The 23,748-nt window shown below is 72.2% G+C and carries 19 protein-coding genes; 13 read left to right on the top strand and 6 right to left on the bottom strand.

From position 1 onward, the window contains the following. The first annotated feature begins 59 nt into the window (after positions 1–59). From ACFY3L_RS03335 to ACFY3L_RS03285, 11 genes are all read left to right on the top strand, one after another. Positions 60–1,187 carry an ROK family protein gene (locus ACFY3L_RS03335; protein WP_389318241.1) on the top strand — a complete coding sequence of 376 codons (1,128 nt, stop codon included), beginning with the start codon at positions 60–62 and terminating at the stop codon, positions 1,185–1,187. 144 nt (positions 1,188–1,331) lie between these two features. Next, positions 1,332–2,636, top strand: a complete 1,305-nt coding sequence (locus ACFY3L_RS03330; protein ID WP_389318239.1) for an ABC transporter substrate-binding protein — start codon at positions 1,332–1,334, stop codon at positions 2,634–2,636. 3 nt (positions 2,637–2,639) lie between these two features. Next, entirely contained in the window at positions 2,640–3,551 is a 912-nt protein-coding gene (locus ACFY3L_RS03325) for a carbohydrate ABC transporter permease (protein ID WP_389318238.1), read from the top strand. Beyond that, positions 3,548–4,369 carry a carbohydrate ABC transporter permease gene (locus ACFY3L_RS03320; protein ID WP_389318236.1) on the top strand — a complete coding sequence of 274 codons (822 nt, stop codon included), beginning with the start codon at positions 3,548–3,550 and terminating at the stop codon, positions 4,367–4,369. Before ACFY3L_RS03325 ends, ACFY3L_RS03320 begins: the two co-directional genes overlap by 4 nt. Next, positions 4,366–5,607 carry a 6-phospho-beta-glucosidase gene (locus ACFY3L_RS03315; RefSeq protein ID WP_389318234.1) on the top strand — a complete coding sequence of 414 codons (1,242 nt, stop codon included), beginning with the start codon at positions 4,366–4,368 and terminating at the stop codon, positions 5,605–5,607. Before ACFY3L_RS03320 ends, ACFY3L_RS03315 begins: the two co-directional genes overlap by 4 nt. Next, positions 5,604–6,584, top strand: coding sequence for an N-acetylglucosamine kinase (locus ACFY3L_RS03310; RefSeq protein WP_389318232.1), 981 nt, complete (start codon positions 5,604–5,606; stop codon positions 6,582–6,584). The genes ACFY3L_RS03315 and ACFY3L_RS03310 overlap by 4 nt, the downstream gene beginning before the upstream one ends. A gap of 71 nt (positions 6,585–6,655) precedes the next feature. Next, positions 6,656–6,979, top strand: coding sequence for a hypothetical protein (locus tag ACFY3L_RS03305; protein WP_389318230.1), 324 nt, complete (start codon positions 6,656–6,658; stop codon positions 6,977–6,979). Between the two features lie 107 nt (positions 6,980–7,086). Continuing rightward, positions 7,087–7,629 (top strand): TetR/AcrR family transcriptional regulator, encoded by a 543-nt coding sequence (locus ACFY3L_RS03300; RefSeq protein ID WP_389318228.1) that lies wholly within the window; start codon positions 7,087–7,089, stop codon positions 7,627–7,629. 22 nt (positions 7,630–7,651) lie between these two features. After that, positions 7,652–9,820: an MMPL family transporter gene (locus tag ACFY3L_RS03295; RefSeq protein ID WP_389318226.1), complete on the top strand. Its 2,169-nt coding sequence runs from the start codon at positions 7,652–7,654 to the stop codon at positions 9,818–9,820. A gap of 47 nt (positions 9,821–9,867) precedes the next feature. After that, the gene (locus tag ACFY3L_RS03290) at positions 9,868–10,344 is read left to right on the top strand and encodes a GNAT family N-acetyltransferase (RefSeq protein WP_389318224.1); all 477 of its coding nucleotides are present in this window, start codon (positions 9,868–9,870) and stop codon (positions 10,342–10,344) included. Beyond that, positions 10,341–10,904 carry a hypothetical protein gene (locus tag ACFY3L_RS03285; RefSeq protein ID WP_389318222.1) on the top strand — a complete coding sequence of 188 codons (564 nt, stop codon included), beginning with the start codon at positions 10,341–10,343 and terminating at the stop codon, positions 10,902–10,904. Before ACFY3L_RS03290 ends, ACFY3L_RS03285 begins: the two co-directional genes overlap by 4 nt. Here ACFY3L_RS03285 and ACFY3L_RS03280 read toward each other — a convergent pair. Next, the gene (locus ACFY3L_RS03280) at positions 10,876–11,724 is read right to left on the bottom strand and encodes an NAD(P)H-binding protein (RefSeq protein WP_389318220.1); all 849 of its coding nucleotides are present in this window, start codon (positions 11,722–11,724) and stop codon (positions 10,876–10,878) included. The two genes, ACFY3L_RS03285 and ACFY3L_RS03280, sit on opposite strands and share 29 nt — an antisense overlap. Positions 11,725–11,962: 238 nt before the next feature. On the opposite strand from ACFY3L_RS03280, the gene ACFY3L_RS03275 reads away from it, so the two are divergent. Then, positions 11,963–12,940 carry a hypothetical protein gene (locus ACFY3L_RS03275; RefSeq protein ID WP_389318218.1) on the top strand — a complete coding sequence of 326 codons (978 nt, stop codon included), beginning with the start codon at positions 11,963–11,965 and terminating at the stop codon, positions 12,938–12,940. Positions 12,941–12,994: 54 nt separating this feature from the next. On the opposite strand, the gene ACFY3L_RS03270 is transcribed toward ACFY3L_RS03275, so the two are convergent. The 3 genes from ACFY3L_RS03270 to ACFY3L_RS03260 all read right to left on the bottom strand — a co-directional run bounded on the left by ACFY3L_RS03270 (position 12,995) and on the right by ACFY3L_RS03260 (position 18,743). Further along, a complete protein-coding gene (locus tag ACFY3L_RS03270; protein ID WP_389318216.1) occupies positions 12,995–15,043 on the bottom strand; it encodes a prolyl oligopeptidase family protein in 2,049 nt (682 codons plus the stop codon). A gap of 4 nt (positions 15,044–15,047) precedes the next feature. Next, positions 15,048–17,318, bottom strand: coding sequence for a putative bifunctional diguanylate cyclase/phosphodiesterase (locus ACFY3L_RS03265; RefSeq protein WP_389318215.1), 2,271 nt, complete (start codon positions 17,316–17,318; stop codon positions 15,048–15,050). Between the two features lie 66 nt (positions 17,319–17,384). After that, entirely contained in the window at positions 17,385–18,743 is a 1,359-nt protein-coding gene (locus ACFY3L_RS03260) for a dihydrolipoyl dehydrogenase family protein (protein ID WP_389318213.1), read from the bottom strand. Positions 18,744–19,044: 301 nt separating this feature from the next. Between ACFY3L_RS03260 and ACFY3L_RS03255 the strand changes: the two genes are divergently transcribed. Next, the gene (locus ACFY3L_RS03255; RefSeq protein WP_389318211.1) at positions 19,045–20,961 is read left to right on the top strand and encodes a S8 family serine peptidase; all 1,917 of its coding nucleotides are present in this window, start codon (positions 19,045–19,047) and stop codon (positions 20,959–20,961) included. A gap of 22 nt (positions 20,962–20,983) precedes the next feature. Here the strand turns inward: ACFY3L_RS03255 and ACFY3L_RS03250 are convergent, their stop codons facing one another. Next, complete coding sequence (locus ACFY3L_RS03250; RefSeq protein WP_389318209.1) at positions 20,984–21,805, bottom strand: serine hydrolase domain-containing protein; 822 nt, start codon at positions 21,803–21,805, stop codon at positions 20,984–20,986. Between the two features lie 32 nt (positions 21,806–21,837). Beyond that, the gene (locus tag ACFY3L_RS03245) at positions 21,838–23,463 is read right to left on the bottom strand and encodes a chitinase (protein WP_389318208.1); all 1,626 of its coding nucleotides are present in this window, start codon (positions 23,461–23,463) and stop codon (positions 21,838–21,840) included. Positions 23,464–23,748 lie beyond the last annotated feature (285 nt).

Below are 23,748 nucleotides of genomic sequence, written 5' to 3'. Positions count from 1 at the left end.
CGCTTACGTTCTCCTCGCAACTGTTAGTCAATTTGCCTATTAGTTGGGGGAGGCAGCAAATGCCGCTCGGGGGCTCCTCCAAGCTGCTCAAGGCACTCAACGAGGCGGCCGCGCTCGGCCACCTCCTCGACCACCCGCAGCTCACCCGCGCCGAGCTGCGCGCCCTGACCGGCCTGTCCAAGCCGACCATCTCCGAGGCGGTCCGCCGCCTCGCCGACGCCGACCTGGTCGTCGGCGCCGGGCATGAGACGGGCCGGCCCGGCCCCAACGCGGAGGTGTACGCGGTCAACCCCGACGCCGCCTACGCCATCGCCATGTCGGTGCGCGACGACGCGCCGTCGCTGACCGCGTCGCTGCACGACCTGCGCGGCGCCCAGCGGGCCAGGCTGGCCGTCCCCGTCGACTTCGCCCACACGGACCCGGCCACCGCGGTCAAGGACACCGTCGACGCGCTGTGCGTGGCGGCGGGCGTCGCCCGCGGCCCGGTGGCGCACGTCCAGCTCGCTGTCGCCGGCGCGTTCGACCCGCGGGACCGGGTCATCCACCACGTCGACGTCCCGGGCTGGAGCCGGCGCGGGCTCGTCGACGACCTCGCCGAGGCGGCCGGCGTACCGGTGGAGGTCGACAATGACGTCAACCTCGCCGCGCTCGCCGAACGCGCCCACGGCGCCGCGCAGGGCCTGCCGGCCGCCGACGGGTTCGCGCTGCTGTGGCTCGGCCAGTCCGGTCTCGGCCTGGCGATCGACCTCGGCGGCGGCACGCTGCTGCGCGGCGCCCGAGGTGGTGCCGGCGAGATCGGCTACATGCCTGTCGCCGCCGACGGCGCACGGGACTTCCACGACCTGGTGAGCGGCGACGCCGTCCGGGACCTGGCCGCCGAGCGCGGCCTGACGATCACCGACACCGCGCTGCTGCGCGAGCTGGCCGGGCGGATCGTGATCGGGCTCGCCGCGGTCGTCGCGGTGCTCGACCCGCCGCTCGTGGTGCTCGGCGGCGAGATCGGCCGGGCCGGCGGCGCCGCGCTCGGCGAGGCGGTCGCGAAGGCCATGTCACGGGCGGCGCCGCTGTCGACCGAGATCGCCGTGAGCACCGTCGAGGACGACGCTCCCCTGCTCGGCGCCGCGGACGCCGCGCTGTCCGCGGTGCGCCGCAGGCTGATCGAGGGCCTGCGCACGCCCGAAACGTAACGGGCCCACGAACCGCGGACGCCGGCCGATCTGGCGGCATCGACCGGCGTCCGCGCGCTCCACCCACCATCCCCCATGCAAGTGACGTTGGTCAATGCCACATTGGCCGGCCGCTTCCGCACGCCCACCCCCAGGAGGAATCCCGTGCGTCGCATCGTCTCTCTGCTCACCGCCGTGGCACTACTGACAACGGCCTGCACGCCCGGCCCGAAGGACAAGCCGATCGCCGACCCGGGCGCCGACGTCTCCGGCACCGTGGAGTTCTGGCACTTCTTCACCGACCGCGAGGCCGCCGCCATCGACGGCGTCGTCGCCGACTTCCAGGCGTCCCACCCGAAGATCAAGGTCGTGGTCAAGTCCGGGCAGGACGACTCGAAGATGACCCAGGCCATCGGCGGCGGGCAGGGCCCCGACGTCGGCCTGTCCTACTCCACCGACATCGTCGGGCAGTTCTGCTCCAGCGGCGCCTGGCTGGACCTCGGCCAGTACCTGACCCGCGACAAGGTGTCCCTCGACGGCTTCCCGCAGACCGTCAAGGAGTACACGCAGTACAAGGGCAGACGCTGCGCCATGCCGGTCCTCGCCGACGCGTATGGCCTGTACTACAACAAGAAGCTCTTCGCCGAGGCCGGGATCGCCGGCCCGCCGAAGACCCTCGAGGAGTTCGCCGACGCGGCGAAGAAGCTCACCAAGCGGTCCGCCGACGGCACCATCCAGGTCGCCGGGTTCCTGCCGCTGTGGGGCTTCTACGAGAACGCCCCGTCGCACCTCGGGCCGATGGTCGGCGGGCAGTGGCTCAAGGGCGACGGCAGCTCCGCGATCGGCGGCGACCCCGCCTGGCAGACGCTGCTGAAGTGGCAGAAGGAGCTCGTCGACTGGTTCGGCTACGACAAGCTCGAGGCCTTCCGCGCCTCCCTCGGCGACGAGTACTCCGACGCGAACGCCTTCCAGAAGGGCCAGGTCGCGATGAACTTCGACGGCGAGTACCGCATCGCGTTCGCCAAGGACCAGGCGCCCGACCTGCAGTTCGGGGTCGCGCCGATGCCGACGTCCAGCCCCGACCGGTACGGCGCCGGCTACGTCACCGGCAACGTCATCGGCATCTCCCGCACCGCGAAGAACCCCGAGGCGGCGTGGGAGTTCATCAAGTACCTGACGACCGACACGAAGACGATCGTCAAGCTCGCCAACAGCCTCAAGAACATCCCGACCACGAAGGACGCGCTCGCCTCGCCGGACCTGCACCTGGACGCGGAGTTCAAGACGTTCGTCGACATCTTCAACCACCCGAAGACCAGCACCACCCCGCCGTCGTCGGCCGGCCCCGCCTACCAGGAGACGTTCCAGACCTTCTGCGACACCTGGCAGAGCGGCGGCGCCGCCGACCTCGGCAAGGGACTGGCCGACGTGGACAAGCAGGTCGACTCGCTGCTGAAGCTCGGCGGCTGACCAGTGCCCTACAAGCTCCGCCACGCGCTGACCGTCGCCTCGTTCATGGCGCCGGCGACGGTCGGCATCGTGGTCTTCTTCCTCTACCCGCTGCTGAGCGCCGTCTACTTCTCGTTCACGAAGTTCGACCTGCTCAGCACGCCGGAATGGGTCGGGCTGCGCAACTACCGGCACCTGTTCGACGACCCGTTCCTGACCCGCGCCGCCACCAACACGCTGTGGCTGTGCGCGATCCTCGTGCCCGCCCGCATGCTCGGCGGCCTCGCCACCGCGACGCTGCTCACCACCGTCCGGCGCGGCGCCGGGATCGTGCGCACCATCTTCTACCTGCCGGCGCTCGCCCCGCCGGTCGCGGCCACCCTCGCGTTCGTCTACCTGCTCAAACCCGGCGTCGGGCCGGTCAACACGGCCCTGGCGCACCTCGGCGTCGACGCCCCCCTGTGGTTCAACTCCCCCGGGTGGTCGAAGCCGTCGCTGGTGCTGCTCGGCCTGTGGGGCGTCGGCGACGTCATGGTGCTGTACCTGGCGGCGCTGCTGGACGTGCCGCAGGCGCAGCTGGAGGCGGCGCAGATCGACGGCGCGAACGCGTGGCAGCGCTTCCGGCACGTGACGCTGCCGAACATCTCCCCTGTCGTGGTGTTCACCGCCGTCATCGGCGTCATCACCACCCTGCAGTACTTCGCGCAGGCCGCCGTCGCCGCGTCCGCCGCCAGCGGGCAGGCCACCACCGGCGCCGGGATCTCCTCCACGTTCGGCTACCCGGAGGGGTCCACGTTCACGTACCCGCTGTGGCTCTACGTCGTCGGGTTCCGTTACGGCGCGCTCGGCTACGCCAACGCGATGGCCGTCGTGCTGTTCCTCGTCGCGTTCGCCGTCTCGCTGCTGATCCTGCGCCGATCCCTGAAGGTGACATGAACCGCTGGTTGTTGTGGACGGCCAGGCACAGCATCACGATCGCGCTGTGCGTCATGTTCGTCGCGCCCGTGCTCTTCCTGCTGCTGACCTCGCTGATGACCGACTCGCAGGCGCTGACCTCGTCGTACTGGCCGCGCGAGTGGCGCTTCGCGAACTACGCCGACGTCTTCAGCAGGACGCCGATGCCGCGGTACCTGCTGAACACCGTCATCTACTCGGTGGCCGCGACCACGTTCATGCTGCTGGCCAGCGTCCCGGCCGCGTACGCGCTGGCGAAGCTGCGCTGGCGGGGGCAGGGCGCGTTCCTCGTCGTCATCGTCTGCATGATGATGATCCCGCCGCAGGTGACGACCGTGCCGCTGTACCTCATGTGGGCCAACTGGAACCTGACGGGCACGCTGTGGCCACTGGTGCTGCCGATGCTGCTCGGCGACGCGTTCTCCATCTTCCTGCTGCGGCAGTTCCTGCTCACCATCCCGGGCGAGTACCTCGACGCCGCTCGCGTGGACGGGTGCGGCGAGTGGCGGACCCTGCTGCGGATCGTGCTGCCGATGGCCCGGCCCGGCATCGCCGCCGCCGCGCTGTTCCAGTTCTTCTACGCCTGGAACGACTACTACGGCCCGCTGCTCTACACGAGCGAGAACGAACACAACTGGACGCTGTCGCTGGGCCTGGCGTCCTTCAAGACCCTGCATCATGTGCAGTGGAACCTCGTCAGCGCCGCGACCATCCTCACGATGGTGCCGGTCGTGGTGCTGTTCTTCTTCGCCCAGCGCGCGTTCGTGCAGGGTGTCACGCTGACAGGAGTCAAAGGTTGAAAATCGCCGTCGTCGGGGGTGGCTCCACGTACACCCCGGAGCTCATCGACGGGTTCGCGCGGCTCGCCCCGTTCGCCTCGGAGATCGTCCTGCTGGATCCGCACCGGGAGCGTCTCGACGTGGTCGGGGCGTTCGCGCGGCGGCTGATGGCCGCGCACGGCCATCCCGGGACGCTGCGGTGGACGTCCGACGTCGACGATGCGCTCGCCGGCGCGGCGACCGTGGTCATCCAGCTGCGGGTCGGCGGGCAGGCGGCCCGGATCAGCGACGAGACGTTCCCGCTCGCCTGCGACTGCGTCGGGCAGGAGACGACCGGCGCCGGCGGCCTCGCGAAGGCGCTGCGCACCGTGCCGGTCGTCCTGGACATCGCCCGGCGGGCCGACCCGGGCGCGTGGATCGTCAACTTCACCAACCCGGTCGGGATCGTGACGCGGGCGCTGCTCGACCACGGGTTCAAGGCCGCCGGGCTGTGCAACGTGGCGATCGGCTTCCAGCGTCGCTTCGCCACCACCCTCGGCATCGACCCTTCGTCGGTGGTCCTGGACCACGTGGGCCTCAACCACCTGACCTGGGAGCGCGCCGTGTACGTCGACGGCGTCGACCGGCTGCCCTCACTGCTCTCGTCGCATCTTTCGGACATCTCGCAGGAAGTCCAGATCCCGCCGGCGGTGCTGTCGGCGCTGGGCAACGTGCCGTCGTACTACCTGCGGTACTTCTACTGCCACGACGAGGTGGTCGCGGAGGAGCGCGGGCAGCCGACCCGCGGCGCGAAGGTCGCCGAGATCGAGTCGCAGCTGCTGCGGATGTACGCCGACCCCACGCTGACCGAGAAGCCCGCGCTGCTCGGCCAGCGCGGCGGCGCGTTCTACTCCGAGGCGGCCGTCGGGCTGATCGCCTCGCTGCAGCACGACGACGGTGGCATCCACGCCGTCAACGTCCGCAACGGCGGCACCATGCCGTTCCTGCCCGACGACGCGGTCATCGAGGTCACCTGCCGGGTCGGCGCCGCCGGAGCCACCCCGCTGCCCGCGCCGCCGCTCGCCCCGCACCTGCGCGGCCTGGTCTCGGCGGTCAGCGCGTACGAGGAGCTCGCCGTCGACGCCGCGGTGCGTGGCGGGCGGGACCGCGTGTACCAGGCGCTGCTCGCACATCCCCTCGTCGGCCAGCACGAGCAGGCCACCCGGCTCACCGACGACCTGCTCGCCGCGAACCGCGAGCACCTCGCGTGGCTGTCGTGACCGCACAGCTCTTCGCCGCGGCCGACGGCGGCAACTCCAAGACCGACGTCGTCCTCGGCGACTCCGACGGCCGGATCCTCGCCCGCGTCGCCGGCCCGACCACGTCGCCGCACAACATCGGGCTGCCCGCCTGCCTGGAGCTGCTCGGCGACCTGGTCGGCCAGGCGCGCGCCGCCGCGGCCGTGCCGGCGGACCTGCGGCTCAGCCGGCTGCAGGTGTACCTCGCCGGCGCCGACCTGCCCATCGAGGTCGAGCGGCTCAACGAGGGCGTCGCCGCCCTGGGGCTCGCCGACGCGGTCACCGTCGACAACGACCTGTTCGCCCTGCTCCGCGCCGGTACGGCGGCCGCCGACGCGGTCGGTGTCGTCTGCGGTGCCGGGATCAACGCCGTGGGCCGCCGCCGCGACGGGCGGACGTCGCGCTTCCCGGCGCTCGGGCAGCTGTCCGGCGACTGGGGCGGCGGGCAGCACCTCGCCGCGCTGGCGCTCTACCACGCGGTGCGCGGCGAGGACGGCCGCGGGCCCGCCACCGCGCTCACCGGCGCGGTCACCGCCGCGTACGGGCTGCCGACCGCGGAGGCCGTCAGCATCGCCCTGCACCTGGGCGACCTGCCCGCGGCGCGGCTGGACGAGCTGTGCGAGGTGCTGTTCACCGTGGCCGCCGCCGGTGACGCGGTCGCCGGCCGGGTCGTGGCGCGGCTCGCCGGGGAGATCGAGGCCCTCGTGAAGGTCGCCGCCGGCCGGCTGGCGCTGCTGGACACCGCGTACACCGTGGTGCTCGGCGGCGGCGTGCTGACCGCCCGCCACCCGCAGCTGCACAGCGACATCCTGGCGCGGCTCGGCGCGCTGTCCCCGCGTGCGACGGTGACGGTGCTGTCCTCGCCGCCGGTCGCGGGCGCGGCGCTGCTCGCCCTCGACGACCTGCACGGCGGCCGCGTCCCCGCAACCGTGGAGGCCGCCGTCCGGCAGGGCCTCTGACCGTTCAGCGTCTGCCGCTATCGTGTCCCGCGAAACGGGGGGGAACGAGCATGCGGGCCTGGACAAGGATCGTGACACTGGTACCGATGGCGGGCGCGGTCGTGGCGGTGGCATGGGTGATGACCGCCCCGTCCACGACCCGTACCCCGATCGGCGGCGCCGTGCCCGACGAGCACGGCCTGCGGGTGAGCTTGACGTACTCCAGCTGCGAGGAGCTGGACCGCATCGACGTCGCCGAGGACACCCGGCAGGTCCGGCTGACCGCGTACCTGCGCGGCCGGGGCAGCTGCGGCCGGGACCCGATGACCACGCAGACGATGCCGGTGCCGCTGAAGACACCGCTGCGGGACCGCGAGGTCGTGGACGGCGCGACCGGCGAGCGCTTAACCCTGTAGCCCGGGGTTGCCCCGCCGATGGGGTTTGTGAGGTCAGCCACAAGACTGGCCGATCGGTCAGGTCCTGACCGATCGGTCAGGCATGCTGACCGTCGGAGGTGAACCCCATGGCCCGCAGCAAGACCCGCGACGAGATCCTGGCCGCTGCCACGCGCCAGTTCGCCGAGTCCGGCTACAAGGGCACGTCGCTGCAGGACATCGCGGCCGAGGTCGGCTGCTCCAAGGCCACCTTGCTGTACCACTTCGACGGCAAGGACGCGATCCTCACCGAGCTGTGCGCGCCCGCCATCGCCGAACTCGCCGACCTGGACGCGCGGGTGGCCGCCGCGCCCGCCCCCGCGCTGGCCCGCGAGATCGCGATCGAGGGTTTCACCGACCTCGTGATGCGGTACCGCAAAGAGATCCAGGTCATCTACGGCGACCTGCCCGCGCTGCTGCAACAGCCGGCGCTGCTGCCGGTGCACGAGCTGACGGAGAAGCTCGTCGTCACCCTGGCCGGCGGCTCGGCCGCGCCCGCCGCGCTGCTGGCCGCCAAGTTCGTGCTCGCCGGGCTGCCCGCGGTGGTGTTCGCCTGCACCGAATACGACGACGCGACCCTGCGGGCGACGCTCATCGCCACCGCCGCGCGGGTGCTCGAACCCCTCACGTAACCCGACCAGAAAGACGACCGACATGGCAACCGTGCTCTACCGGCTGGGGCGCGCCTCGTTCCGGCACCGCTGGCTCGTGCTGATCATCTGGGTGGTGATCCTCGGCGGGCTCGGCGGTGCGGCGGCCGCGTTCCGCGGCGCCACCTCGAGCGACTTCACCATGCCGGGCACCGAGTCGCAGCGGGCGATCGATGCGCTGAAGTCCCAGTTCCCGGAGGCCAGCGGCGCGACCGGCACCATCGTTGTCGCCGCGCCGAAGGGTCAGCACCTGCAGGCGTCCAAGGACGCCGTGGCCGGGCTCGTCGCCGAGGCGTCGAAGCTGCCCGGCGTCATCGGCGCGCTCGACCCGTTCCAGACCGGCGCCGTGTCGCCGCAGGGCGACTACGCGCTGATCACGGTCCAGTTCGCCGACCGGGCCGACAAGGTCACCGACGAGCAGCGCACCGCGTACGAGGCGAGCGGCGCCGCGGCGGAGCAGGCCGGGCTCCGGGTCGAGCACGGCGGCGAGGTCATGAACAGCGAGCCGGAGGTCGGCGGCACTGAGGGCATCGGCGTCGTCATCGCCCTCGTCGTGCTCGTCGTGACGTTCGGCGCGCTGGTCGCTGCCGGCATGACGATGCTCAACGCACTCATCGGCGTCGGCGCCGGCATGGCCGGGCTGTACGCGCTCAGCGGCGCCATCCAGCTCACCAGCACCGCGCCGGTCCTCGCCCTGATGCTGGGCCTGGCGGTCGGCATCGACTACTCGCTGTTCATCACGTCCCGGCACCGGCAGCACCTCGTCGAGGGCATCGCGCCCGAGGAGGCCGCCGGGCGGGCGGTCGGCACCGCCGGCTCCGCGGTCGTGTTCGCCGGCGCCACCGTCGTCATCGCCCTCGCGGGCCTCGCGGTGGTCAACATCCCGTTCCTGACCGTCATGGGTCTGGCCGCCGCCGGCACCGTCGCCGTCGCGGTCCTCGTCGCCATCACCCTGCAGCCGGCGCTGCTCGGCTTCGCCGGCACCCGCATCCTGCCGCGGCGCCTGCGCAACGGTGGCGCGACCGTCGCTGAGCACACCGAGGCCTTCGGGTTCCGCTGGGCGCGGGCGATCACCCGCTTCCGCATCCCCGTGCTCATCATCGGCGTCCTCGGGCTCGGCGCCCTGGCGATCCCGTCGGCGGACATGCGCATCGCGCTGCCCGGCGCCAGCGCCGGCCCCACCGACTCCCCCGCCCGCAAGGCCGCCGACCTCGTCGAGGAGGGCTTCGGCCCCGGGTTCAACGGCCGTCTCGCGCTGGTCGTGTCAACCGGCTCCGCCGACACCACGAAGGCGAAGGCGCAGGAGGCACTCGGCGTCCTGCAGGGCACCCCGAACCTCCTCGCCGCGACCCCGCCGAACTTCAGCCGCGACGGCAAGACCGCGCTCCTGGCCGTCATCCCGAAGACCGGCCCCACCGACGAGGCGACCGAGACCCTCGTCCACGACGTCCGGGCCCGCGTCAAGCAGGTCCAGGGCGCCGACATCGCCCTGACCGGGCAGACCGCGGTCGGCATCGACGTGTCGGAGAAGCTGTCCGACGCGATGCCGCGCTACCTGTCGCTCGTCGTCGGGCTGTCCGTGCTGCTGCTGATGCTCGTATTCCGGTCGATCCTCGTGCCGCTGAAGGCCGCCGCCGGGTTCCTGCTCACCGTCGGCGCCACGTTCGGCGTCACCGTCCTGGTCTTCCAGAAGGGGCACCTGGCCTCGCTCGTCGGGCTCGACACGCCCGGCCCGCTGGTCAGCTTCCTGCCGATCCTGCTCATCGGCATCCTGTTCGGCCTCGCCATGGACTACGAGGTGTTCCTCGTGTCCCGGATGCGCGAGGACTACGTGCACGGCGCCGGCCCGCAGGAGGCGACGATCAGCGGCATGGGCCACGGCGCCCGCGTCGTCACCGCGGCGGCGCTCATCATGACGTCGGTCTTCGCCGGCTTCATCCTGCTCGACGACCCCGTCATCAAGTCGATGGGCTTCGCCCTCGCGATCGGCGTCGCCATCGACGCGTTCGTGGTGCGCATGACCATCGTCCCGGCGGTCGTGTCGCTGCTCGGCCGGTCCGCGTGGTGGCTGCCGGGCTGGCTGTCGAAGATCCTGCCGAACGTCGACATCGAGGGCGAGAAGCTCCGCGAGCACCTTGCCGCCACCCCGGACCCGGAGCCCGTCCGCGTCTGAGTCCTTATCCGGTCGCGGTGGTGCGGCGGCCTCGGCAGACTGGCCCGATGCAGGTGAGCATCGAGCTGGACGACCGTGGCCGCCACCTCGACGACGCGGCGCAGGTGTGGGCCGAGGGCACCGCCGCCCGCGACGGCACCGAGGTCGCGCCGCTGGAGCTGGCCAGGGTGCCGTTGCGGACGGTGCTGGCGAGCTCGCCCAGGACGATGCTGGTCGTCGCCCTGGGCGAGCGCGTCGTCGGCTTCGCCCTGATCGCGCCCCACACCGAACGCACCGCCGCCGTCCGCTACCTCGGGGTGCGGCCCGGCAGCTGGGGCGCGGGCGTCGGCCGGCGGCTGATGACGTCGCTGCCGCCCCTGCTCACCGCCGCCGGCTTCGACGACGCCGAGCTGGACGTCTACGTCGACAACCCGCGGGCGGTCCGGCTGTACGACAGCCTCGGCTGGCAACCCCTCGGCGACCCCGCCCCGCACCCGCGCAACGGGCGCGTCGAGCAGCGGTACCGGCTGGACCTGCGCCCGTGACCCACGGCCCCGCCAGGCTCCGCGCCGTCGTCCACCACGCTCCCCCACGGCGGGTGCTGCGGCCCCGCTCCGCTGTGGCGCTCACGGTCCGGTCCCCGCTCGCCCGGCACGGCGAAGGGCTGCTCGCCGGGTCGCGCGCGGCGCTCGTCCTGTTCGGCGCGTGGTGCCGGGTCGCCGCGGTCAGCCCGCACAGCGTCGTGCACCTGCCGATTGAAGGGCTCGACCTGGTCCTCGCCCGCGCGGACGCCGGCCTGCGCCCGTCGGCGTGGAAGGGGCTGCGGGCCGGCCTCTCCACCGGCCGGCCCGCCACCCTCCGCTCCCCCGCGCCGCGCCCCTCGCCCGGCGACGACGCCGCCCTCTCGATCACCGAGCACGCGGCGACGCTGTTCCTGCTCGGTCCGCCGCGCGCCCTGTTCCAGCTCGGCGACGCCGTCACCGGCGCCACCGCCGACGTGCCCCACCTCCGCGACGTCCGCCGGCGCGGCGAGGCCCTCCTGCTCGGCCTCGCCGACCTCGACATGGACGTGCTGGTCAGGGACGACCGGTACCGCCGCCGCTGAACAACTCCGCGTGCTCCTCCAGCCAGTCCTTCAGCGTCAGCCCCGGCCGCCCGACCAGCCGCGGCACCGTGTCGGCCACCGTGTGGTCCCACGCACCCGACTGCCGCTTGAGCTCCAGCAGCGCCTCCAACCGGGGCCCGCCCCAGCCGCGGCGCTCGAACACGCTCCTGGTCTCCGCGACGGTACGCACAGCGAGCCGCACCGGTTCGCCGATCACCTCGCCGACGATCGCCGCCTGCGTCTCGGGAGACAGCGCCTCGGGGCCGGTGATCGTGTACTCCCGCCCGGCGTGCCCGGGCCGGGTGAGGACGGTCGCGGCGACGGCGGCCACGTCGAGCGGGTGCACCATCGCCGACACCGGGTCGGTCTCGGTGACCGTCATGGTGCGCTCCTGGGCGATCCCGTGCGCGTACTGCTCCAGGTACGTCATGAACGTCCCCGGCCGCAGCACCGTCCACGGGATGCCCGACCCGCGGATGACGTCCTCCCCGCCGCGGTGCCCCGCGGAGATCGCGTCGGTGGCCCCGAACGCGACGCCGCTGGTGGACAGCTTGACAAGGTGCCGCACCCCGGCGTCCCGCGCGGCCGCCACGAGCGCCAGCTCTTGGGCGGGCCCCCGGTCGTCGTAGCCGGGGACGAGCACGAACACCGCGCCCACCCCGTCGAGCACCGCGGGCAGCGTCTCAGGCCGGTCGAGGTCGCCGTAGACCTCCCCGGGCCGCGCCGGCTTCCTGGTCATGGCCCGCACGGCATGCCGCCGCGCGAGCAGGGGAACAAGCTCAGAACCGATGGTGCCCGTGGCACCGGTGACGAGAATCATGACTGTTTCCAAGGGTGATCGCGGCGCATCCAGGCGCCGGGCAGGAACGTACAAGGGAGCGGCCGCCGCCACCCACGCAGGATGCGGCGAGGTTCAGACCCCGACCCTCGGTCAGCTCCCCGACCAGGGCCCCGTCTCCGTCGTGTCGTCTTCCCGCGACCACGTCCTCTCAGTTCAGCGCCGCCACTGTACCGACGCCCGGCCCTTCACACGAACCGATTTCCGCTACGGTGCGCCGATGGGAAGCTGCGTCAACTACGTCCTCGTCCGCGACGGTGCGTGCACCGTGTACTCGCAGGGCGGCGGTGCGGGCCATGGGATCGACTACATCTTCGCGGCCGGTCCGGAGGTGGCCCAGCGCTGGCTGGACAACCTGGGCGACTCCGCGGGCCGTAAATGGTTCGACGACGTCTATTGCGAGGGCGGCGTCCTGGTCGATGTCGACCGCCGGGTCCTGCTGCTGTTCAACACCGTGTACAACCGGGTGGTGTATCGGGCGGCGATGCTGGAGGCGTACGCGGCGACGTGGCCTGGCTGGGAGATCCGGTGGGCCTACGACGGCATCGCGGACCTGATGGTGTACGTCGGGGTCGACCCGGCGGGTGCGCGCCGCGACCTAGGGCCGAAGCGGACCGAGCGCAACGAGTTCGGGCCGGACGACCGGGTGGCGGCCGTCGTCACCGTCCGGGGCGCCGACGGCCGGGTGCGCCTGTACGGACTGAACCCTGACATGGCGTGGCGGCGTTGGTTCATGGGGCCCGGCCTGGTCGAGTGGGTCTGCGCCGGGCCCGAGCTTCCCGAGTCCGCCGAGGACATGCCGACCGCCGTCCTCGATCTCGATCCGGCCAACCGATGGGCCGGGCTGTGGACGGTGCAGCCGTTGCGTGGGCTGCGCGAGCAGTGGGCGGAGCTGTGGCCGGGATGGACGCTCGAGTTCTGGGGCGACGACATGGCCCGTCAGTCCGTCCATGACCCGGACCGGCTCTACGACTCGATCCGGCCGAGCTCCATCGCCCGGCACCGCGCAGAGCTCGCCGAGCGGCTGCGGACCTGCTGGTCTGTCCGCTCGACGATCCTGGCGAACGGGACCAGCCCGGAGGAACTGCAGCGCTGGTACGACTCGAACTTCGGACTGATCCGCAACTACCTGGACGCCGACGTCAGCGTGGAGGAGCTCGAGAGGCTCGCGGCGCTGCTGCGTGGTCCGCAGAGCTGAGCCGCACGGATGAGGTCACCTTGCGGAGGCGACCCCATCCGGTGCGAGGCCCGGCTACGGGGCGAGGGTGCGCCAGAGGAACTCGAAGGTGAGGGCCCACTTGAAGGCCATCTGCGCGTTGTCGGCAGCGCCGCCGTGGCCGCCTTCGATGTTCTCGTAGTAGTGGACGTCGTGGTCGTGCTCGGTCAGGCGGGCGACCATCTTCCGGGCGTGGCCGGGGTGGACGCGGTCGTCGCGGGTGGAGGTGGTGATGAGGGTCGGCGGGTAGGGGACGCCCTGGCGGACGTTCTGGTAGGGCGAGAACAGGCGCAGGTACTCCCAGTCCGAGGCGTCGTCGGGGTCGCCGTACTCGGCCATCCACGAGGCGCCCGCCAGCAGCAGGTGGTAGCGGCGCATGTCCAGCAGCGGGACCGCGCACACGATCGCGCCGAAGAGGTCGGGGTAGCGGGTCAGCATGACGCCCATGAGGAGGCCGCCGTTGGAGCCGCCCTCGATGCCGAGCTGGGCGCGGGTGGTGATGCCGCGCTCGACGAGGTCCGCGGCGACCGCGGAGAAGTCCTCGTAGGCGCGCGGGCGGTTCTCCCGCAGTGCGGAGCGGTGCCACTGCGGGCCGTACTCGCCTCCGCCGCGGATGTTGGCCACCACGTACGTGCCGCCGCGGGCGAGCCAGCCGCGGCCGATGATGGCGCTGTACGAGGGGACCCGCGACACCTCGAAGCCGCCGTAGCCGCTCAGCAGCGTCGGTCCAGGGCCGCCTGTGCCCCCGCGAGCCGGGTCGCCGACGACGAAGTACGGGACCTGGGTGCCGTCGGCGGACGTGGCGAAGAACTGCCGGGTGGTGATCCGGTCGGCCGGGAAGTAGGACGGGCCCTGCTTGAGGACGGTCGGCGGGTCGCCGCCGAGGACGCCGTGGCGCAGCGTCGGCGGGAGGGCGAAGCCGCTGGACAGCAGCAGGTACTGCTCGTCGGCGTCAGCGTTGGTGTCCCACACGTCGGTCTGGCCGAGCTCGGCGCCGCCGAGGACGGTGCGCTGCCACACGCCGTCGACGTGCCGGACGGCCTCGAGGCGGCTCTGCACGTCGGACAGCAGGACCAGGATGAGCCCGTCGCGGGTCCAGTCGCTGTACGACAGCGAGGTGTGCGGGTCGGGCGTGAAGAGGGTGGTGAGATCCCGGCTGCCGGCGAGGAACGCGGCGAGCTCGATGATGAGCAGCGACCCGGCCAGGTGGGTGGCGCCGCCGACCTCCCAGTCGGTGCGGACCCGGATGAGCAGCCAGTCGCGGTGCAGGTCGACGCCCGCGTCGTCGGGCACGTCGAGCCTGGTGAGGGCGCCGTCGGCGAGCAGGTGCCGCTCGGCGTGGAAGAAGTCCAACGACCGGCGGATCAGGGCGCGTTCGGTGCCGGCGGACGGGTCGCTGGACGCGCGGACCGCGACGTCCTCGTGCGTGCCCTCGAACACGATCGGCGCGTCCGCGACCGGGGTGCCGCGGCGCCACCGCCGGACCTGCCTCGGGTAGCCCGATGCCGTCATCGAGCCCGGGCCGGTGTCCGTGCCGACGAAGATCTCGTCGATCGTGATCCAGCTGACGTCGCTCTTCGCCTCGGGCAGGGTGAAGCCGTCGGGCACGAACCGCAGCTCGTCCAGGTCGAACTCGCGCACGACCGCCGCGTCGGCGCCGCCGCGGGACAGGGACACCAGCGCGCGGTGGTCACCGGCGAGGGGGCCGCGGCGCAGGTACGTGACGCCCTGCCACACCCAGTTCTCGTCCTCGGCGACGGCGAGGGCGTCGAGGTCCAGGACGGTCTCCCAGGCGGGTTCGCCGGCCCGGTACTCCTCGAGGGTGGTGCGCCGCCACAGGCCGCGGGGGTGGGCGGCGTCCTTCCACAGGTTGTAGACCCGTTCGCCGTGCCAGGCGATCATCGGAATGCGGTCGTCGGCGTCCAGGACGGTGCGGATCTCGTCACGCAGCTCCGCGAAGCGCGCCCCGTCGGTCAGGGCGGCGACGGTCTCGGCGTTGCGGTCCCGGACCCAGGCCATCGCCTCGGCGCCGTCGACCTCCTCCAGCCAGAGGTAGGCGTCCTCAGCGGTGATCGTCTCGGTCATCAGTTCAGTTTGAACGAACGGCGGCGGGCGTCGCCACGCGGACCGCCCACGTGGCGGCGAACGTGCCGGGATCGACCGCCTTGCCCCACAGCCAGCCCTGCGCCAGCGGCACCCCGAGCGCGACGAGGACGTCCCGCTGGGCCCGGGTCTCGACGCCCTCGGCGACGACGGCGAGGCGCAGGGCGCTGCTCATCGCCACGACCGCCCGGACGATCTCCTCGTCCTCCGCGCTGGAGCCGAGACCGTTCACGAACGACCGGTCGATCTTCACGCCGGTGACCGGGTGGCGGCGCAGGTAACCGAGCGCGGAGAACCCGGTGCCGAAGTCGTCGACGGAGATCCGGACACCCAGGGCCCGCAGCTCGACGAGGACCCGCTCGGTGAGGTCGCTGCCCTCGACCATGACCGACTCGGTGATCTCCAGCACCAGGTTGGCGGCGGGCACTCGCGCCTGGCGCAGGGTCGCGCCGAGCCGCTCCGCGAACGCCGGGTCGCCGAGCTGCCGCGGCGACACGTTCACCGACATCCAGAAGTCGTCGTCGACGACGCCGGCGGCGCGCCAGGCGGCGAGCTGGCGCACGGACTCGCGCAGCACCCACGCGCCGAGCGCGGAGATCAGGTTGGAGTCCTCGGCGACGGCGATGAACATGTTCGGCCCGATCCAGCCGCGGACCGGGTGCTGCCAGCGGCACAGCGCCTCGGCGCCGGCGGGCCGGTCGGTGTCCATCGCGATGATCGGCTGGTAGGCGATGCTGAGCTGCTCCTGGGCGACGGCGGCGCGCAGCGCGACCTCGATCTCGACCCGCTCCCGGACCGCGTCGCGCATCGAGGCGTCGAACACGGTCCACCGGTTGCGGCCGGCCGCCTTCGCCCGGTACATGGCGGTGTCGGCGTCCCGCATGAGCGTGTCGGCCTGGTCCGAGCTCCTGGAGGACTGCACGATCCCCATCGACGCGCCGATGACGACGTCCGCGGCGCCGCCGTCGGCGGTCACCACGACGAGCGGGCGCTCCACGCACTCCATGATCCGCCGGGCGTTGGCCATCGCCTCCGGCTCGGTGCAGCGCTGCACGACGACGAACTCGTCGCCGCCGACCCGCGCGATCGTCGCCGCCGGCGGCAGCGCCAGCCGCAGCCGGGTGCCGACGTCGATGATGAGCCGGTCCCCGGCCGGGTGCCCCCACGAGTCGTTGACCAGCTTGAACCCGTCGAGGTCGAGGTAGAACATCCACACGCCGGCGCCGCGCCCCGGCCGCTCCTCGCTCAGCAGCCGCTCGACCATGAGGGTGAGCATCCGCCGGTTGGGCAGCCCGGTGAGCGGGTCGTGCGTCGCCTGGTGCTCGAAGCTGCGCTGCGCGGCGGCGTGGCTGTGGACCGCGTCGGCGGCCCGCACCAGGAGCAGCGCGACGATCGCGGCGCCCCCGAGGCCGAGCGCCCAGCGCCTCGCCGTGGTGTCGGCGCCGACGGTGACGGTGAGGATGAACGGCGCCGCCACCGCCGGCCCGATGACCAGCATCCTCGGCAGCGACCACGCCTGGATCGGCAGCGGCGTCGCCCGGGCGAGGACGCGCGCGGTCGGGTGCAGCGCGGCGGCGCCACCGAGCGTGAACGCGAGCAGGAACGGCAGGTCCATCAGCGGCGGCCCGGTGACCTCGCCGTGCCGGCCGATGATCGCGAAGCCGAGGTCGCCGCAGAACATCAGCACCATCATGCCGCCGAGCAGGACGAACGCCGGCTGGCGCACGGCCGTGGTGAACGCCAGGTTGGTGACGAGCAGCACCGTGACGGTGTCCAGCAGCGGGTACAGCCCGGCGAGCAGGGTCACGATGAGCGGCCGGCCCGGGATCGTCGCGGCCGGCACGACGAACAGCAGCATCGAGGTGAGCGCCGCGCCGATGCACACGATGAGCCCGTCGAGCAGCGCCCGCCGGTCCATGCCCCACCGGTTGAGGAACGTGACGAGGGCCGCGATGAAGAAGCCGAACCCGCAGACGGTGAACGCGTCGCCGATCTGCGCGACCGGCGCCGGCTGCTCGACCAGCATGGACCGCAGGAGGATCCCGCTGATGAAGAACACCGCGGCGGCCGTCATCATCCGCCACGGCCGCCGGGGGCGCACGTCGTGCAGCCGGGGGCCGAACCCCCACGCCAGGACACACGCCACGCCGATGACCGCGGAGGCGAGGTCGGCGGCGACACCGGCGGCGAACAGGGTGGTGCACAGCAGGCCGAGGCCGAGGAACGCCAGCCAGAGCCGGTCGCGGCGAAGGCTCACCCTTGCCCCCTCCAGCCGAGTCGTCGTGCGCGTCCTATCGGCCGCCGCGACTGCCGGTTGAGGAGATCAGTGCAGGTCGCGCAGGGCGTCCTCGATGCCGCGGTGGAAGGTCGGGTAGGCGTAGATCATGTGGCGGAGGGTGTCGACCGGGACCCGGGCGTGGACGGCGACCGCGAGGGCGGACAGGACCTCGCCACCGACCGGGCCGGCTGAGGTGGCACCGACGAGGACACCGCGGTCGGCGTCCTCGACGAGCTTGATGAAGCCCTCGTTGCCGAGCTTGTGGATCCAGCCGCGCGACGTCGACGGGAGCTGTCCGGTGCCGACCCTGACGCGCAGCCCCGCGTCGCGGGCCTGGGCGGCGGTGAGGCCGACGGCGCCGATCTCCGGGTCGGTGAACGTGACCCGCGGCGCCGCGCGGTAGTCGGCGGGCGGGCCGTCCTGGCCGAGGATGTCGCGCACGGCGATGCCCGCCTGGTACATCGCCATGTGGGTGAACGCGCCGTGGCCGGTGACGTCGCCGACGGCCCAGACGCGGTCGGCGGCGCGCATGCGGTCGTCGACGGTGACGGAGCGGGCGGTGGGGTCGAGGCCGAGCCGGTCGACGCCGAGCCTGGACAGGTCGACCTTCCGGCCGGTCGCGACGAGCAGCTTGGCCGCGGTGACCGTCCGGCCGCCGGCGAGGGTCATCGTGAATCCGGTGTCGTCGTGGTGTACCGCCGATGCCTGCGCGCTGACGTGCACGGTGACGCCGTCGCGGGTGAGCGCGTCGCGGGCGAGGTCGGAGGACTCCGGCTCCTCCAGGGCGAGGAGGCGGTCGGCGGCCTCGACGACGGTGACCGCCACGCCGAAGCGGGCGAAGACCTGGGCGAGCTCCACGCCGATCGCGCCGCCGCCCAGCACGATCAGCGACGCGGGCAGCGTGGCGGCCTCGATCGCCTCGCGGTTGGTCCACAGCGGGGTGCCGGCGAGGCCGTCGATCGGCGGGACCGCCGGCTCGCTCCCGGTGCCGATCACGATGCCGCGGGTGGCGTGGAACACCCGGTCGCCGACCGTGACCTCGCGCGGACCCGTCACGGACGCCCAGCCGCGGACGAAGGTGACGCCCTTGCCGACCAGGCGGTCGACGGCGACCTTGTCGTCCCACGAGTCGGTGGCCTCCTCGCGGATCCGGCGGGCGACCGGCGCCCAGTCGGACCGCACCTCGGCCGCGCCGGCCAGGCCGGGCACGCGGCGGGCCTCGGCGAGCGCGTTGCCGGCCCGGATCATCATCTTGCTCGGCACGCAGCCCCAGTACGGGCACTCGCCGCCGACGAGCCGCCCCTCGATCCCCACCACGGTCAGGCCCGCCTCCGCGAGCCGGCCGGCGACCTCCTCGCCGCCGACACCGAGCCCGACCACGACCACGTCCACGGTTTCCGCCATGGCCCCAACCCTAGGGCGGATGGGCCGCCGGAGCCCTGACAAAGCCGGAGCCCTGACAAAGCCGAGGCCCTGGCAAAGCCGGGGCGCTGACAGAGCCGGGGCGCTGGCAAAGCGGTGTCAGGCGACCGGATCGTGCCGTGCCGAGGCGTATGACAGCAGGTCAGAAAGCCTGTCGGGCGATCGGCGCATTCTGGTGATGAGCCCGTGACTTTCGGTGCATGGCAGCGCATCGTGGTGATTCGAACGCATGGAGTGAGTGCGTTCGTGCTCCATGGATGGGGAGATGCGGATGATGAAGCCGATGACGGGCCGCCGACGACTGCGCGCTGGCGCGTCGGGACTGGTGGCCGTCGCGACGTCGTTGGGGCTGCTCGGGATCGGCGGTCCCGCCGCCGCTGCGACCAGCCCGGAGCCCACCGGCGGGAGCCGGCTGGGCGGTGGCTGGTCGGCCGACGAGTGGCCGGCCGGCGCCGGCACCACGGTCAAGAGCGTGCGGTCGATCATCAAGGCCGACAGCGGCGCCGCGGCGGCGCTGACCGGCCAGGGGGTCGGCATCGCGCTGATCGACACGGGGGTCGCCCCGGTCGCCGGGCTGCCGGCGGCGCAGGTCGTCAACGGGCCCGACCTGTCGTTCGAGTCGCAGTCGGGCCAGCTGCGCTACCTGGACACGTTCGGCCACGGCACGCACATGGCCGGCATCATGGTCGGCAACGACGCGGCGTCCGGCACGATCGGCCTGTCCCCGAAGGCGAAGGTGACCTCCGTCAAGGTCGGCACCGCGACCGGAGCCAACGACGTGTCGCAGATGATCGCCGCGATCGACTGGGTCGTGCAGAACCGCAACCACGACCCGTCGAGCCCGATCCGGGTGCTCAACCTCAGCTACGGCACCAGCGGCATGTCGGCCTCGACCGTCGACCCGCTGATGTTCGCCGTCGAGCAGGCCTGGCAGGCCGGCATCGTGGTCGTCGTCGCCGCCGGCAACGACGGCAACACCACCACCGCGCTCACGAACCCGGCGATGGACCCGTTCGTGCTCGCCGTCGGCGCGTCGACCACGAACAACACCATCGCCACGTCCGACGACGACCTCGCCTCGTACACCAACAACTCCAACGCGGCCCGCAAGGTCGACATCCTGGCGCCGGGCACGTCGATCGTCTCGCTGCGCGACCCGGGCTCCAACGTCGACCAGCAGTACCCGTCGGCGCGCGTCGGCGACACGGGTTTCAAGGGCAGCGGCACGTCACAGGCCGCGGCCGTCACCGCCTCCGCCGCGGCGCTGCTGCTGCAGCAGCGGCCGTCGCTGACCCCCGACCAGGTGAAGAAGCTGCTGACGTCCACCGCGACGACGCTGACGACCGGCACCGCCGCGGCCAAGGGCCTGAAGGAGCTCAACGTCGCCGCCGCGGTCGCCGCGGCCACCCCCACCGTCACGCAGACGCTCACGAAGAGCAACGGCAGCGGGTCCCTGGAGACCACCCGCGGCGGCAACCACCTGTCGTTCAACAACGTCGACCTCAAGGGCGAGCAGTCGATCTTCGGCCCCTTCAACGGCACCGCCTGGGCCAGCCTCGCCGCGAACAAGACGTCCTGGAACGGCGGCATGTGGATGGGGTACCGCATGGCCGGCGACACCTGGACGGGCGCCGGCGGCACCGGCGGCACCGGCCAGATCACCGGCTTCGCGGGCAAGTGCATCGACGTGCAGAACCGGCAGAACATCAACGGCACGCCGATCCAGCTGTACGACTGCAACAACACGCCGGCGCAGTACTGGGTCCTCGCCGCGGACGGCAGCGCGCAGGCGCTCGGCAAGTGCCTGGACGTCACGTCCGCCGGCACCACCAACGGCACCAAGGTCCAGCTCTTCGACTGCAACGGCACGCCGGCCCAGCAGTGGCGGGTCAACACCGCCCGCCAGCTGGTGAACGTCAACGCGAGCAAGTGCCTCGACGTGACCGGCCTGAACTCCGCCAACGGCACCCAGCTGCAGATCTGGGACTGCGTTGACCAGGACAACCAGCGCTGGGTCCCGCCGTCGACCTCGCGCACCTGGGCCGCGGCCTCGTGGCAGGGCTCGCCGTGGACCGGCACCGGCTCCTGGAGCGACCCGGAGTGGTCCGAGCAGTACTGGACCGGTCACTACTGGTCCGGGCACTACTGGAGCGGCCACTACTGGTCCGCCGACGCCTGGGCGACGTCCAGCTGGTCGTAGCCCCCTGAACCGAAGGGCGCCCTCACCCACGAGGGCGCCCTTCGTGCTGCTGTCCGAGGACGGCGTCCGACAGCACCGGCCACACCTCGGCCGACCATTCGCCGAAGTCCCGGTCGGTCAGGCAGGCGCAGGCGAGGCCCGCGACCGGGTCGACCCACAGGAACGTGCCGGAGCGGCCGAAGTGGCCGAACGTGGCGGGCGAGTTGCGCGACCCCGTCCAGTGCGGCGACTTGCCGTCGCGGATCTCGAAGCCCAGCCCCCAGTCGTTCGGGTCCTGACGGCCGAAGCCGGGCAGTACACCGGAGACTCCTGGGAACTGGACGGTGACGGCCTCCGGCATCAGGTCCGGGGCCAGCGACGGGTCGAGCAGCTCCTGGCCGAGCAGGGCCAGGTCGGACAGCGGTCCCCGCGCCCCGGCGGCGGGCGAGCCCTCGAGGGTGGTGCCCCCCATGCCGAGCGGGCGCAGCACCGACTCGGTGAGCAGCTCCGCGAACGTGCCGCCGGTGCGGGTCAGCACGAAGTCGGCGAGCAGCTCGAACCCTCGGTTGGAGTAGATCCGCTTCCGGCCGGGCGCGGCGACCTGCGTGTCGTCGTCGAACGCGACCCCGGAGGTGTGGGCCAGCAGGTGCCGGACGGTGGCGCCCTCCGGGCCGGCGGGCTCGTCGAGCAGGACGTCGCCCTTGTCGACGGCGACGAGCACCGTGAGCGCCGTCAGCAGTTTCGTGACGGACGCCCACGGCAGGGGGTCATCCGGGCCGGTGCGGTCGCGGATCCCTTCGGGACCCACGACCGCGACCGACGCGGTGGTGACTGGCCAGGTGCTGACGAGATCAAGTGCGCTCACGCTCTCGAACCTACGGCAGCGCGGCCTGGTCGCTACGGCAGGGCGTTCAGGAACGGTTCCTGGGTGTTCATGAACTCCCAGGAGTAGTACCGGTCCCAGTTGATGGACCAGGTCATCAGGCCGCGGAAGTTGGGCGAGGTGCCGCCGCGCAGGGTGTACCCGCCGCAGCCCGTCCCCTTGACGAGGCAGTTGACGGCGGCCTGGACGACCGCGGGGGCGACATAGCCGTTGCCCGCGCTGACCGCCGCCGGCACGCCGAACGCGATCTGGTCCTCGCGCAGCCCCGGGAACGTCTGACCGGTGTTCGCGACCGGGAAGCCGGCCTTCATCATGTCGGTCATCGCGATGTGGAAGTCGGCGTTGCCCATCTGGTGGTACTGGTTGTCCAGGCCGGTGATCGGACCGGAGTTGTAGTCCTGGACGTGCAGCACGGTGAGGAAGTCCCGCACGGCGTGGATGACCGGCAGGTAGGACCCGGCCCGGTTGTCGCCCTGCGTCGTGCCGCCGTAGAACTGGTAGCCGAGCTGCACGAAGAACGTCTCCGGCGCCATCGTCAGCACGAACTTGTTGCCGTACTTCGCCTTCAGCGACTTGAGCGCGGCGATCAGGTTCACCACGACCGGGGTCGTCGGGTTGCGGAAGTCGCTGTCGCCGGCGTTCAGGTAGAGCGAGTGGCCCTCGAAGTCGATGTCGAGGCCGTCCAGGCCCCACCGGTCGATGATCGCGCTGACCGAGTTGACGAACGCGTCGCGGGCGCCGGCGGTGGTGAGCTGCACCTGGCCGTTCTGGCCGCCGATGGAGATCAGGACCTTCTTGCCCTGGGCCTGCTTCGCCTTGATCGCGGCGAGGAAATCGGCGTCGGACTCGACGTTCGGGCATTCGGCGACCGGGCAGCGGTTGAACCGGATGTCGCCGGACGTCACCGAGGTCGGCTCGCCGAACGACAGGTTGATGATGTCCCAGGCGGCCGGGATGTCGGCCATCCGCACGTAGCCGGAGCCGTTGGCGAAGCTGGCGTGCAGGTAGCCGATGAGCGCGTGCTTCGGCAGCCCGGTGACCGGCGGCTGGGACGTGGACGGTGACGTGGACGGCGACTTCGACGGCGACGCGGACGGGGACTTCGACGGGGACGGGCTCGTGCTGGGGCTCTTGCTCGCCGTGGGCGACGCGGTCGTCGGGCTCGGCTGCCCGCCGGGGCCGTCGAGCGAGATGTCGTCGGCCTGGTACGCGCCGGTGCCGTACCAGCCGTGCAGGAACACCTGCACCGACGTCTGGCCGGCGGCGGTGGTGAACGGCACGGTGAGCTTGCTGTAGGCGGTCCCGCTGGTCCAGGTCGACGCGCCACCGGTGATGCCGAGGTACACGTAGGAGCCGCGGACCCAGCCGGTGAGCGTGTAGGCGGTGCTCGGCTGGACGGCGACGGTCTGCGTGCACTGGGCGGTGTCGGACGCGGTGGCGTTGCCGTTGAGCGCGTAGGACCCGGAGTGGACCGGGGTGGTCACGGCCCCGGACCCGGTGCCGGTACAGGACCAGCCGGACAGGTTCCCGTTCTCGAACCCGGGGTTGGTCAGCAGGTTGGCGGCGTAGGCGTTGGTCGTGACGAGCAAACCGGTCACCAGCAGGATCGCGGCGCCGAGGATGAGCGCTATGCGCTTCATGGGGGTGTCCTCCATCGACGGTGCTCGCCATTATTAGGTTTCTTTACTGTTCCTGTCCAGTGGTGAGATGATCGGTATGGCCCGGAGCTGCACCCTGAGCGGGTCGCGAAGGCCGCGAAACAGGCGGTCGCCCGGGCCGCGGCCCTCGCCACCTGGAACCCGGCCGGCTGACAACCGTCCGTTTCCGCGGCGGGCCGGACGAGGCAGGCAACCGATCGGCCACGCGCTGTTGGCTTGCCGTTTACCTCCAACCGGCGTGGGTAGCAGCCTGCTCAGAACCTCGGC

Source organism: Dactylosporangium sp. NPDC000521 (assembly GCF_042898305.1).
GTDB lineage: Bacteria > Actinomycetota > Actinomycetes > Mycobacteriales > Micromonosporaceae > Dactylosporangium.
Note: the sequence above shows the minus strand (reverse complement) of the source record. Positions and strands in the feature narration are given on the sequence as shown.

Excerpts from the sequence above, each read along its gene's own strand:
- ACFY3L_RS03335 (WP_389318241.1), top strand. The coding sequence starts at position 60 with ATGCCGCTCGGGGGCTCCTCCAAGCTGCTCAAGGCACTCAACGAGGCG.
- ACFY3L_RS03320 (WP_389318236.1), top strand. The coding sequence starts at position 3,548 with ATGAACCGCTGGTTGTTGTGGACGGCCAGGCACAGCATCACGATCGCG.
- ACFY3L_RS03300 (WP_389318228.1), top strand. The coding sequence starts at position 7,087 with ATGGCCCGCAGCAAGACCCGCGACGAGATCCTGGCCGCTGCCACGCGC.
- ACFY3L_RS03295 (WP_389318226.1), top strand. The coding sequence starts at position 7,652 with ATGGCAACCGTGCTCTACCGGCTGGGGCGCGCCTCGTTCCGGCACCGC.
- ACFY3L_RS03290 (WP_389318224.1), top strand. The coding sequence starts at position 9,868 with ATGCAGGTGAGCATCGAGCTGGACGACCGTGGCCGCCACCTCGACGAC.
- ACFY3L_RS03280 (WP_389318220.1), bottom strand. The coding sequence starts at position 11,724 with ATGATTCTCGTCACCGGTGCCACGGGCACCATCGGTTCTGAGCTTGTT.
- ACFY3L_RS03275 (WP_389318218.1), top strand. The coding sequence starts at position 11,963 with ATGGGAAGCTGCGTCAACTACGTCCTCGTCCGCGACGGTGCGTGCACC.
- ACFY3L_RS03270 (WP_389318216.1), bottom strand. The coding sequence starts at position 15,043 with ATGACCGAGACGATCACCGCTGAGGACGCCTACCTCTGGCTGGAGGAG.
- ACFY3L_RS03260 (WP_389318213.1), bottom strand. The coding sequence starts at position 18,743 with ATGGCGGAAACCGTGGACGTGGTCGTGGTCGGGCTCGGTGTCGGCGGC.
- ACFY3L_RS03255 (WP_389318211.1), top strand. The coding sequence starts at position 19,045 with ATGACGGGCCGCCGACGACTGCGCGCTGGCGCGTCGGGACTGGTGGCC.
- ACFY3L_RS03245 (WP_389318208.1), bottom strand. The coding sequence starts at position 23,463 with ATGAAGCGCATAGCGCTCATCCTCGGCGCCGCGATCCTGCTGGTGACC.